The 11,643-nt window shown below is 72.6% G+C and carries 10 protein-coding genes; 3 read left to right on the top strand and 7 right to left on the bottom strand.

Annotation, left to right across the window (positions count from 1 at the left end):
• Positions 1-421 precede the first annotated feature (421 nt).
• Positions 422-871, top strand: coding sequence for a PTS glucose transporter subunit IIA (locus ABZ836_RS29425; RefSeq protein WP_361147252.1), 450 nt, complete (start codon positions 422-424; stop codon positions 869-871).
• 122 nt (positions 872-993) lie between these two features.
• Positions 994-2,670: a phosphoenolpyruvate--protein phosphotransferase gene (gene ptsP, locus ABZ836_RS29420; protein WP_361147249.1), complete on the top strand. Its 1,677-nt coding sequence runs from the start codon at positions 994-996 to the stop codon at positions 2,668-2,670.
• 48 nt (positions 2,671-2,718) lie between these two features.
• Here ptsP and ABZ836_RS29415 read toward each other — a convergent pair whose 3' ends face one another.
• The 7 genes from ABZ836_RS29415 to ABZ836_RS29385 all read right to left on the bottom strand — a co-directional run bounded on the left by ABZ836_RS29415 (position 2,719) and on the right by ABZ836_RS29385 (position 10,873).
• Positions 2,719-3,630: a hypothetical protein gene (locus tag ABZ836_RS29415; protein WP_356134143.1), complete on the bottom strand. Its 912-nt coding sequence runs from the start codon at positions 3,628-3,630 to the stop codon at positions 2,719-2,721.
• Between the two features lie 124 nt (positions 3,631-3,754).
• Positions 3,755-5,722, bottom strand: coding sequence for an acetoacetate--CoA ligase (locus tag ABZ836_RS29410; RefSeq protein ID WP_356134142.1), 1,968 nt, complete (start codon positions 5,720-5,722; stop codon positions 3,755-3,757).
• A 139-nt stretch (positions 5,723-5,861) separates the two neighbouring features.
• The gene (locus ABZ836_RS29405) at positions 5,862-6,398 is read right to left on the bottom strand and encodes an NUDIX domain-containing protein (protein WP_361147245.1); all 537 of its coding nucleotides are present in this window, start codon (positions 6,396-6,398) and stop codon (positions 5,862-5,864) included.
• A gap of 80 nt (positions 6,399-6,478) precedes the next feature.
• Positions 6,479-7,288: a M15 family metallopeptidase gene (locus ABZ836_RS29400; protein ID WP_356134138.1), complete on the bottom strand. Its 810-nt coding sequence runs from the start codon at positions 7,286-7,288 to the stop codon at positions 6,479-6,481.
• 271 nt (positions 7,289-7,559) lie between these two features.
• Positions 7,560-7,973 carry a DUF742 domain-containing protein gene (locus ABZ836_RS29395; protein ID WP_356134136.1) on the bottom strand — a complete coding sequence of 138 codons (414 nt, stop codon included), beginning with the start codon at positions 7,971-7,973 and terminating at the stop codon, positions 7,560-7,562.
• 9 nt (positions 7,974-7,982) lie between these two features.
• Entirely contained in the window at positions 7,983-8,414 is a 432-nt protein-coding gene (locus ABZ836_RS29390) for a roadblock/LC7 domain-containing protein (protein ID WP_356134134.1), read from the bottom strand.
• On the bottom strand, positions 8,411-10,873 hold the full coding sequence (locus ABZ836_RS29385) for a nitrate- and nitrite sensing domain-containing protein (RefSeq protein WP_361147240.1): 2,463 nt from the start codon (positions 10,871-10,873) through the stop codon (positions 8,411-8,413). The genes ABZ836_RS29390 and ABZ836_RS29385 overlap by 4 nt, the downstream gene beginning before the upstream one ends.
• 251 nt (positions 10,874-11,124) lie before the next feature.
• Between ABZ836_RS29385 and ABZ836_RS29380 the strand changes: the two genes are divergently transcribed.
• Positions 11,125-11,559, top strand: coding sequence for a hypothetical protein (locus tag ABZ836_RS29380; RefSeq protein ID WP_356134131.1), 435 nt, complete (start codon positions 11,125-11,127; stop codon positions 11,557-11,559).
• Positions 11,560-11,643 lie beyond the last annotated feature (84 nt).

The raw sequence follows: 11,643 nt of genomic DNA, 5'->3' as shown, positions 1-11,643 counted from the left end.
CTTCGTTTCCGACTCTATCAGACCGTTTCCGTTCCGATTTCCTCGGTGCTTTCCAGTTCCAGCACCACTTTCGCGGCGCTTTTCCTTTCCGGCGGCTCCGACTCTATCAGCCTTTTCCTGTCTTCGATCACCGGTCCCGGCGCATGCCGGAAAGGCGATCTCGAATGAAGATCAGCAGGATCTGAAGGAGTCGGGGTGCTGCTCGGGTGGCGGAGGTGCGATCTCTCGCGGTCGCTCGTCCCCGAACAGGTGTAAGACTCTACACACCTCTCGCCCCTGGAGGCAAATCGCTCAGGGAGTCCCTCTTCCGGCCCCAGAGGGGGTCAAGACCCGGATTCGGGGCAACCCCCGACATACGCTGCACTCTCGTGCAACGTCACTCACCCACTGTGACCCCCCGTCGGCTCTGGAGGCCTCTCTGATGCTCACCGTGACGTCGCCCCTCGCGGGCCGGGTCGTCGCTCTGGACACGGTGCCGGATCCCGTCTTCGCGGAGGCGATGGTGGGCCCAGGCGTGGCGGTGGAGCCCGCCGCCGGTACCACGGTGACCGTCGCCCCGATCGACGGGATCCTGGTGTCCCTCCATCCCCATGCCTTCGTCGTGGTGTCCGACGGTGGCCGGGGCGTGCTCGTGCACCTGGGGATCGACACCGTGCAACTCAACGGCGAGGGGTTCGTGCCGCTGCTGAGGAAGGGGGACGCCGTGCGCCGCGGGGACGCGGTCGTGCGGTGGGATCCGGGGGCCGTCGTGGCGCGGGGCAAGTCTCCGGTCAGTCCGGTCATCGCGCTCGAGGCCATGGCCGACGCGCTGTCGGGGTTGCCGGTGGACGGCGCCGTCGCGGCGGGCGACCGGCTTTTCGCCTGGGAGTGACCTGGGAAGCCGCTGCACCGTCGCACGCCTGTGACGCGTGGGCCCGGGGCCGTCACACTGGCAGGCAGAGATCAACCGGGCGCGACCAGCGGGGTGCGCTCTCGCACGAGTGGACAGGTGAGATGGAGACGACGCTGCGAGGCGTAGGTGTCAGTCACGGTGTGGCGGTGGGCGAGGTCCGGCACATGGGGACCGCCGTGCTGGAGCCGCCGGCCCGGCAGATCCCCGGGGGCGAGGCCGAACGCGAGCAGCGGCGGGCGCGCCAGGCCCTGCACGCGGTGTCCGCCGACCTCACCGCGCGGGGCGTCCTCGCCGGCGGTGACGCGCAGGCGGTACTGGACGCGCAGGCGCTGATGGCCCGCGATCCGGAGCTGCTGGCGGACGTCGAGCGGCGGATCGCCGTGGGCAGCACCGCCGAGCGTGCCGTCTACGACGCCTGCGCGGCCTACCGGGATCTGCTGCTGGGGGCGGGCGAGTACCTGGCCGGCCGGGTCGCCGACCTGGAGGACGTGCGCAACCGGATCGTGGCGCGGTTGCTGGGAGTGCCGATGCCTGGAGTTCCGGACAGCGACGAGCCGTACGTACTCGTGGCGCGGGATCTCGCTCCCGCGGACACGGCCCTGCTGGACACGGCCCTGGTGCTGGGCATCGTCACGGAGGAGGGCGGGCCGACCAGCCACAGCGCCATCCTGGCGCGTGCTCTCGGGGTGCCGGCGGTGGTCGGGGTACTGGGAGCGGCGGACCTGCTGGAGGGGGCGGTGCTCGCCGTGGACGGGAGCACCGGTGAGGTGGTCGTCGATCCCTCGGAGGAGCGGAAGGAAGGTCTGCGCGCGCTGGCCGAGCAGCGGAAGGCCGAACTGGCCGCCGCGAAGGAGCCGGGGCGCACCTCGGACGGGCATCTGGTGCCGCTCCTGGCCAACATCGGCGCTCCTGCGGACGTCCGGGCGGCGGTGGAGGCCGGAGCCGAGGGCGTGGGGCTGTTCCGGACCGAGTTCTTCTACCTGGACGACACAGGCGCGGCCGGGGCTCCTTCCGAGAGCCGTCAGGTCGAGGCGTACCGGGATGTGCTCGCCGCCTTCCCGGGCCGGCGGGTGGTGGTGCGCGTCCTGGACGCCGGTGCGGACAAGCCGCTCGGCTTCCTCACCGCGGCGGACGAGCCCAATCCGGCCCTGGGTATGCGCGGGGTGCGCACGCTGCTGGAGCACCCCGAGGTGCTGCGGACCCAGTTGCTGGCGCTGACGAAGGCGGCGGAGGGCCTTCCGGTGCACCTTGAGGTGATGGCGCCCATGGTGGCCGACCGGGCCGACGCCGGGGCCTTCGCCGAGGCGTGCCGGGCGGCGGGGCTTCGGGCGTCCGTGGGCGTGATGGTGGAGACTCCGTCGGCGGCCCTGCGGGCCCGCTCGCTGTTGCGTGAGGTCGAGTTCCTTTCCGTCGGGACGAACGATCTGGCGCAGTACGCCTTCGCGGCGGACCGGCAGGCGGCGACGTTGTCGCGTCTGCAGGACCCGTGGCACCCGGCGCTGCTGGACCTGGTGGCGATGACCGCCGAGGCGGCCCGTGCCGAGGCGAAGAGCTGTGGGGTGTGCGGCGAGGCGGCGGCGGATCCGCTGCTCGCCTGTGTGCTGACCGGGCTGGGGGTGACCTCTCTGTCGATGGCTCCGGCCGCGCTGGCTCGGGTCCGGGCGGCCCTGGCCACCTGCACGCTGGCGCAGTGCCGTCGGGCCGCCGCCGCGGCACGGTCGGCGGACAGCCCGGAGGAGGCCCGGCTGGCGGCGCGGGCCGTGCTGTCCGGGGAGTGACGGGCCGCCGCGGGTGGGACGGCGGGCCGTGCCGGTCCGGGCCTGCCGTCAGTGCGGGTGGTGCGGCTCCACGTGGAGGTCGGGCGGGGCGCAGTAGTCGACGCCGGACTCCGGGGCGATGGGTTCGCCGGTGGTGACGTCGGTGCAGTAGGCGTCGAAGACCTCGCCGGCGGTGAGCGGTTCCAGTCCCTCGGGCCGCAGGCGCCAGCCGTGGACGCGGTCGGACCTGCCGGGGGCGACGGTGCGCAGCACCAGGCCGCCGGGACTTCGGGTGGCGAGGCCGAGGGCGAGCACGGCCGTGAATTCCAGGGCCTCGCCCTCGTCGACCTCGATCTCGCCACTCTCCTCGCGGTCGGCCTCCAGCACGCTGAAGAGCGAGTGCGGCACGGTGCCGATGCTGCAGACCAGGTGGAGGGCGCCGGGTGCCGCCGTGTCGAGGGCGGCACCCAGGACGCGGGCGGCCTGGGCGAGGGCGAGGCGGCCGCGGTCCTCCCCACAGGTGGGACAAGGGCCGAGACCGGACAGGATCTGGGTGGCGTACTCCCACGTGGCCTGGCGGACGGCCTCCTCGACCAGGTCGGGGAGCAGGTCGGCGAGGGGCCGGCCGTCGTACGGCACGGTGGGGCCGGTGCTGGCGAGTTCGGCCGTGAAGCGGGCGCGGCTGGCGACGGCGTCCGGGTCGAGTCCGGCGTTCTCGCAGTACGCGGCGTACTCGGTGGGGTCGAAGAGGGCGACGCTGGTGTGGCTGCCCTGCGAGGCCCTGGACCGCAGGAGCGCCTCCATCTGGTCGAGGTAGGTCCGGTGGTCCTCGAAGACGAAGCTGCGGTAGCGCCGCATGACCTGGAAGTCGTGTTCGTCGGTCAGCAGGCCGACGGTGCCGGCGATCTCCTGGCGCAGGACGCGGCGGAGGCTCTGGGTGCCGGTGTGCCGGGTGCGAGTGGTGCGAGTGGTACGGGCCATGATTCCCCCATGTGTGCGAGCGGTCGAACAATGCTCACTCACCGTAACGTCCGCCACTGACAGTGACAGGTGCCGTGGGGGCGAGGGGGGAATCCGGCCCGTACCGGGGCCGCCTCGGCGCGGCTCAGGCCCGCTTCCGGGCCAGTTCCTCGTAGAAGGCGAGCAGGCCCACGTCGTCGATCGAACCGGGGTTGACGGCCTTCTCCATGGAGACGCCCTGGAGCAGCCGCTTCACCGGGACCTCGATGCGCTTGCCGGTGAGGGTGTGCGGCACGCCCGGCACCTCGATGATCTCGTCCGGGACGTGGCGGGGCGAGAGCTGTTCGCGGATGGTCCGCCGCACCTTGTCGACCAGTGCGTCGTCCAGGACGGCTCCCGGCGCGAGGTGGACGAACAGCGGCATCCAGTAGCCGCCGTCGGGCTGTTCCACGCCGATGACCAGGGATTCCTTGATCTCCGGGAGCCGTTCGACCGCCTCGTAGATGTCGGCCGAACCCATGCGGACGCCCTGCCGGTTGAGGGTGGAGTCGGAGCGGCCGTGGATGACCACCGAACCGCGGGAGGTGATGGTGATCCAGTCGCCGTGCCGCCAGACGCCGGGGTAGGTGTCGAAGTAGCTGTCGTGGTACCGGCTGCCGTCCGGGTCGTTCCAGAAGCGGACGGGCATGGACGGCATGGGGTTGGTGACGACGAGCTCACCGACCTCGTCGACCAGCGGGTTGCCGCTCGGGTCCCAGGACTGGAGGTCGGTGCCGAGACCGGCCGCCTGGAGTTCGCCGATGTGGACGGGGAGGGTGGGGACCGCGCCGGCGAAGCAGGAGCAGACGTCGGTGCCGCCGCTGACGGAGGCGATCCACAGGTCCTCGCGGACCTCGTCGTGCAGCCAGCGGAAGCCGTCCGGCGGGAGCGGGGATCCGGTGGTGGCCACGCAGCCGATCCGGGACAGGTCGTGGTCGCGGCCCGGGTGGACGCCGGCCTTGCGGCAGGCCATGACGTAGGCGGCGGAGGTCCCGTAGAGCGTGGCGCCGGTGAGTTCGGCGATGCGCCACTGGGCGCCGGTGTCGGGGTAGCCCGGGCTGCCGTCGTAGAGCACCACGGTGGTGCCGGTGAGCAGGCCGGAGACGAGGAAGTTCCACATCATCCAGCCGGTGGAGGTGTACCAGAAGAAGCGGTCCTCGGGCCCCAGGTCGCAGTGGAGTCCCAGCTGCTTGAGGTGTTCGACCAGGATGCCGCCCTGGGACTGGACGATGGCCTTGGGCAGACCGGTGGTGCCGGAGGAGTAGAGCACCCACAGCGGGTGGTCGAACGGCACCTGCTCGAAGACCGGCTCGGTTTCCGCGGAGGTCAGCGCGGACCAGTCGAGGGCGCCTTCGGGGGCGTCGGTGCCCAGCAGGGGGATGTGCACGACGGCGCGCAGCGTGGGCAGTTCGCGGCGGAGTTCGGCGACGGTCTCGCGGCGGTCGTGCTCCTTGCCGCCGTAGCGGTAGCCGTCCACCGCGAAGAGGACGACGGGCTCGACCTGCTGGAAGCGGTCCAGGACGCTGCGGGCGCCGAAGTCGGGCGCGCAGGAGGTCCAGACGCCGCCCACGGCGGCGGTGGCGAGGAGGGCGACGACCGCCTGCGGGACGTTGGGCAGGTAGCCGCTGACCCGGTCGCCCGGGCGGACGCCCAGGGCGCGGAGCTCGGCGGCCAGCGAGCCGACCTGGCGGTTGAGTTCGGACCAGGTGACGGTGCGCGGGTCCTGGCTCTCGTCGACGTGGAGCAGGGCCGGGTCGTCCGGTCGCTCGGCGGCGGCGCGCAGGGCGTGCTCGGCGTAGTTGAGGGTGGCGCCGGGGAACCAGGTGGCGCCGGGCATCGAGCGGTCGGTGAGGACGCCGGTGGGAGGGGTGGAGAAGCGGACGTCGAACCACTCGGTGACGGCCGTCCAGAAGGTCTCCAGCTCCTCCACGGACCAGCGGTGCAGGGCGGGGTATCCGCCCTCCGCGGGGGCTCCGTGGTGTCGGGCGGCCCAGGCCTGGAACCGGGTGATCCTGGCCTCGGCGGCCCGCTCGGGGGTGGGCTGCCAGAGCGGGGCGGGGTTCTGGGTGGGCATGGTGCGGCTCCGGGGATCCAGCGCGGGTGGGGCGCATGACGCGGCTGACACTGGACGATGCCATGTGATCGTCTTTCGTACCAGGGTGCGCCCCACATAGTCAGCACCTGATGTGTGGGGCGTCCCACCACGGGAGGGATCAGGCGTACCGGCCCTGGAACCAGTTGCGGACGGCCACGGTGTGCAGCGGGAAGGCCAGCTCGGCGGGTTCGCGCAGCAGGGTGCGGGCGGAGGTCTCGTCGGTGGGGACGAAGGGCGGGAGGGAGGCGGCCGGGCGTTCGGGGAGCAGGCCGAAGACCAGCAGGTGGCCGCGGGGGGAGCTCAGCACGTCGGCGGGCCGGACGTCCCCGGGGTCGGCCGCCAGGCCGGTCTCCTCGTGGAGTTCGCGGGCCACCGCGTCGCGCCAGTCCTCGGCGTGGTCGATGAAGCCGCCGGGGAGCGCGGTGCCGCCGAGGGCCGGTTCGACGGCCCTGACGATGACCACCAGACCGCTGCCCTCCTGGTCCCGGACCGGCTGGAGGGCGACGGCGACCGGAAGGGGGTTGCGGTAGGCGACCGTTCCGCAGGCGGGGCAGGTGCGGGGCCAGCCGGAGACGCCCTCGCCGTAGCGGGATCCGCAGGCGGAGCAGTGGAAGCCCGGGGGGTGGACGGCGGCGGGGTGCTGGATGGCGGACACGGCCGGAATGTATCCGATCCGCGCCCTGCGCGGGCGGGGGCGTCCCGATGTGGCCGGACGGGCCCGGCGGCCGGGCGGGTTCAGCGCGCGGGGGTCAGGGACGCCTTGGAGACCGGGAAGTCGAAGTAGGTGTCCGGGTAGAGCTCCGGCTTGTAGGTGTAGTGCCACCACTCGTCGGCGTAGTTGACGAAGCCGAGGTCCTCCAGGGTGTCCTTCAGCAGCAGCCGGTTGGCGCGCTGCTCGCCCTGGACGCGCGGGTCGAGGGTGTGGGAGAGGGTGTCGAAGCAGTCGTAACCGGTGCCCATGTCCAGCGAGTTGTCGGGGAAGCGCTGCTCCTCGGGTGCGAAGCAGGGCACCAGGGGGCGGCTGGGCACCCACGGCTTGTCGGGCTTGGCCGGCAGCTTCACCACCGTCAGGTCCACCGTGGAGCCGCGGCTGTGGCCGGACCGCTCGGCGATGTAACCGTCCGGGAAGAGGCGGGACTTGTCGAGGTTGGGGTAGAACTCGGCCTTCATCGCCGTGTCCTCGGGGTCCTTGGCCCAGCGGACGAAGTGGTCGACGGCGCGCTGCGGGCGGTAGCAGTCGTACACCTTCAGGCCGTAGCCCTGGGCGCGCAGGCGGGTCTGGGCCCGGCTCAGGGCCTCGGCGGCGGGGCGGGTGAGGATGCAGACGGGCTGCTGGTAGCCGTCGATGCGCTCGCCCACGAAGTTGTGCGCGGTGAAGTAGCGGATCTCCTGGATGATCGTGGGGTCCACGGCGCCCAGGGCGACGAAGTCGTCCGGCGCGTGCGGTTCCGGGGCGGCCTGCGCGGTGGCCGCGCCCGCGGTGACGGTGAGCAGGGCGGCGGCGGAGGTGGCCACGGTACGGGCGATGACGGGGAGTCTGTTCATGGTCCCTCCGTCTATCAGGGCGCGGGCGTCGGGGGGAAGGGATCGCCCTGGAAACCAGGGGCCCCTGACCGGCCGGGACCCCGGTTCGGACGCCGTTCGGACCCGGTTCGGACGCCGTTCGGACCCGGTTCGGAAAATCTTGCCGAGTTTTGAGGCATGACTTCGGGAGGAGCGGGAACAAGTGCGCCACGCCCGGTACTCGTGCCGGGCACGGCGCGGCCCGTACCCCAGTCGGCGGGGGTACGGGCCGCGTTCGGTTCACCGCCGGCCGCTACAGGGCGCGCAGGCCGGCGATCACGTCGCGCAGCACCGTCGCGTCGACGGCCTCGACCAGGCGGACCGGTGGCTGGACGCGGATCAGGCCGTTGTCCAGCAGGTCCGAGAGCAGCACCCGTACGACCCCGACCGGGAGGTCGAGGTCGGAGGCCAGATCGGCCACGGAGCAGGCCTCGTCGCGGCACAGGCCGAGCACCGTCAGGTGTTCGGGGACGAGCGCGGCGACGACCTCGGGGTCCGTGTCCTGCTCGTTCACCGGCTGCGTGGTGACCATGGCGGTCAGCGGCAGCCGCTCGCAGGACGCCGCCGCCGTACGGCCCCGGGTCATGGCGTACGGGCGGACGACCGGACCTGCGTCGTCGTCGAACCACTGGGTGGAGTTCCCGTCGGCGGGACCGTCTGCCTTCATGCCCGGTCCCTACCCTCCGGCGACTGTCTCGTCGCGGGGGGCGGTGCTCAGGTGCGAACCGACCTTCCGCACCAGGAGGGTCATCTCGTAGGCGACCTGGCCGATGTCGGCGTCGGCGTCGGCGAGCACGGCCAGGCAGCTGCCGTCACCGGCCGCGGTGACGAAGAGGAACGCCTCCTCGAGTTCCACCACGGTCTGCCGGACCGCGCCCGCCTCGAAGTGGCGTCCCACGCCCTTGGCCAGGCTGTGGAACCCGGAGGCCACCGCGGCCAGGTGCTCGCCGTCCTCGCGGGTCAGTTCCTTGGAGACCCCCGTGGCCAGGCCGTCACCGGACAGCACCACCGCCTTGCGGATGCTGGTGACGCGTTCCACGAGGTCGTCCAGCAGCCAGTTGAGTCCCCCCGAGCCCTTGCCCGCCTCGAACGGGTGTGCGGCTGTCATCGATCATCCACCTTCGTCGTTGCTGCTGCTACGGGTTCGGTCGGCACTCCCCCGGGCGCCTCCCGGTACGCGGATCCCGGGCCGGCGTCCCGGCCGGCCTCGGTCTCCGCGGAGTCGTTCTCCGCGCGTCCCCGCCGCCAGCCGTTCTGGAGCGAGGACATCCGGTCGCGGACCTCGTCCGCGTCGCGGGTGTCGGGCGCCTGGGCCCGCGATCGCGCCCGCTGCCCCGCGGCCTCGGCCGGCGGTTCCTTGAGCTGCGGAGCGAGGTTGGCCTGGCGGACCCGTCGGGGCAGGCCGCCGGGCGTACGGGGCGGCTCGACCTCCGGACGCACCGGTCCGCCCGGCCCGCCCTGGCCCTCCTCGTCGGGGACGGCGGCGTGCTCGGTCGCGGGCTCGGCGTCGGCCTCGCCGCGCGTCGGCAGGCTTCCGCCGCGCCGGGGCAGCTCCCCGCCGAGCGGCGCCTCCGCCGTCTCCTGGATCGGGCCGAGTTCGACGAGTTCGAGCTCTCCGGTGCGCTCGGCCTCGGAGAGCCGCTTCCGGGCGGCGCCCTCGAGCCGCAGGCCCGAGCCGTCGGTCTCCGGCCCTTCGTCGGTGAGCAGGCTCTCCGGCAGCAGCACGACGGCCGTCGTGCCGCCGTACGGCGAGGGCTGGAGGGTGACCCGGACGTGCTGGCGCCGGGCGAGCCGGCTGACCACGAAGAGGCCGAGCCGGTCCGTGTCGGAGAGTTCGAAGTCCGGCGTCTCGGCGAGGCGCCGGTTGGCGTCGGCGAGCGCGTCACCGGCCATGCCCAGGCCGCGGTCGTGGATCTGCAGGACGAATCCGGTCGGCAGTCGCTCGCCGATGACCTGCACGGCGGTGTGCGGCGGGGAGAACACCGTGGCGTTCTCGAGGAGTTCGGCCAGCAGGTGGGTGAGGTCCGCGACGGCGGGCCCCTTGACGAAGAGCCGGGGCAGCCGGCGTACCTCGACGCGCTCGTAGTCCTCCACCTCGGCGGCCGCGGCGCGGACCACGTCCATCAGGCGCACCGGCTTGCGCCACTGACGCGCGGGCGCGGCGCCGGAGAGGATGACGAGGCCCTCCGCGTGGCGGCGCATGCGGGTGGTGAGGTGGTCCAGGCGGAAGAGGTCGGCGAGTTCGTCGGTGTCCTCGGCCCGGCGTTCCATGGTGTCGAGGAGGGTGAGCTGGCGGTGCAGCAGGACCTGGCTGCGGCGGGCCAGGTTGACGAAGACCTCGGCCACGCCGGCGCGGAGCTCGGCCTGCTTGACGGCGGCCTGGACGGCGGCGCGCTGCAGGGAGTTCAGGGCCCGGCCCACCTCGCCCATCTCGTTCTCGGGGAACTCCCGGGCGGGGATCTCCGCCTCGACGTCGATCTTCTCCCCGCCGGACAGCCGCCGCATGACGCCGGGCAGCCGGACGTCGGACGCCTCGTGGGCCTCCCGGCTCAGCCCGCGCAGGTCACGGACCAGGCCGCGGCCGATGCGGACCGACACCACGACGCTGACCAGGACGGCGAGCAGGCCGAGGATCGCGCCGGCGACGACCTTGAGGATGATGTTGCGCGCGACGGGGCCGACGCGGTCCTGGTAGCGGTCGGCGGTCTCGTCGTTGAGCTTCTGCAGCTCGGCGAGGGCGGTTCCGGCGGTGTCGTCCCAGGCCCTGGCGGTCATCCGGCCGTCGCCGTCCCGGGCCCGGAGTTCGGCCTTGCGGAGCGCGGTGGCGGCCTCGCCCTCCCAGTACTTCTCGTGCCGGGCGCGGTCGGTCTGCGGAAGCATCGGCAGGCTGACCTCCTTGAGCATCGAGCGCTGGGCGGTCAGGTCGGTGATCTGGAGGACCTCCTTGTCGCTGGGGCCGCCCGCCAGCAGGGCGGAACCGAGCAGGGCGTCCTCGCGCGCCATCATTTCCCGCAGCCGGAACAGGTTGACCACGGCCCTGGCCTGCTGGTCGAGTTCGACGGTGTCCGCGGCGGGCAGCGCGGTGAGGAGCTCGAAGCACTCGTCGATCAGCTTGTTGTAGGACTCGTACGCCTTGACGCGGTCGGCGGCGCCCCGGTCGACGGCGCTGCGCGCGGTCTCCACGGCCCAGAAGGTGTCGAGGACCTGGTCGAGGTGGCGGCTGGAGGTGGGGCCGAGGGCCTCGCGGACCTCCTCCTTGGCGGCGTTCCCCCGGACCTCTTCCATGGCGTCGTCGGTGGGGCCCCAGCTGTCGGTGACGAGGTGGATGTTGGAGGACTCGGGGCTCGCGAGGTGGACGAGGGCCTGGCGGCGCTCGGCCTGCAGGGTGACGATCACCTCCTCCACCGGGTAGCCGATCTCCTCGACGGCCGTGGCGACCGTGAACATGCGGTTGGCCTCGGTGGTGGTGAGGACACTGGTGAAGGCCCAGATACCCGTGAGCGAGACCAGCGGCACGATCAGCAGAGCCACGATCTTCCTGCGGATGGACGTCCCGCGAAAGCCCATGGCCACCCCCACTCCACCCCCCGGCCCGTACCGGGAGTACACCAGTGCGTCAACGAAACGGCGCGAGCCTACTACTGCGGGGGACCCGTCGAAGAGGAGAACGGACCGTGAAAATCCTTGTGACAACTGGTCCTGGGTAACAGTCAGGTGATTGTGGGAGATTTGTCTCCCGTTTCGGGAATCCTGTGGTCGCGCCGATCGTCCTCACGATGTGGGGGTATCAGCGTCCGGACGAAAGGGGGTGTGCCGCGTTGCCGGACACTGCGGAGACGTTCAGGGAGATCGGGCCGGAGGAGCAGGAGCGGCCGTTGTGGGTCGAGGTGCCCGCTCGGCGCAGGCGCCTGCCGGATCCGGTGCGGACGGCGGCGGTGCGGGCGGGTCTGATCGTGGCCGTCACCGTCCTGCTGGCGGTCGTCGCGTTCCTGCTCAGCATGGCCAAGGCGTGGTCGGCCTTTCCCGCGGTGATCACCGCGGTGGCGGGCATCGTCGCGGCCACCTGGGCGGTGCTCGACGTATGGGTGACCCGCCAGGTGTGGAACCAGCGGTACGGGGTCGTGTCGGAGCCCAGCAGCACCGCGCGCCAACTCCGCCGGGAGCGGCGGGCTGCGCGGCGCCAGGAGCGGGCGGCGGAGCGGGAGTTCCGGCGAATACGCCGGCACGGCGGGCAGGCGGCCAGGACGACCTGACGCCGCCTCGGCCCGCGGCGCATCGGCGGTCTTCGAACTCTGCGCCGCCAGGGCGATCCACGGAGCTTCGGCGGTGCCGGACGG

It is taken from the genome of Streptomyces sp. NPDC047130 (assembly GCF_040643475.1).
GTDB lineage: Bacteria > Actinomycetota > Actinomycetes > Streptomycetales > Streptomycetaceae > Streptomyces.
This window is presented reverse-complemented; position numbering and strand designations above follow the sequence as displayed.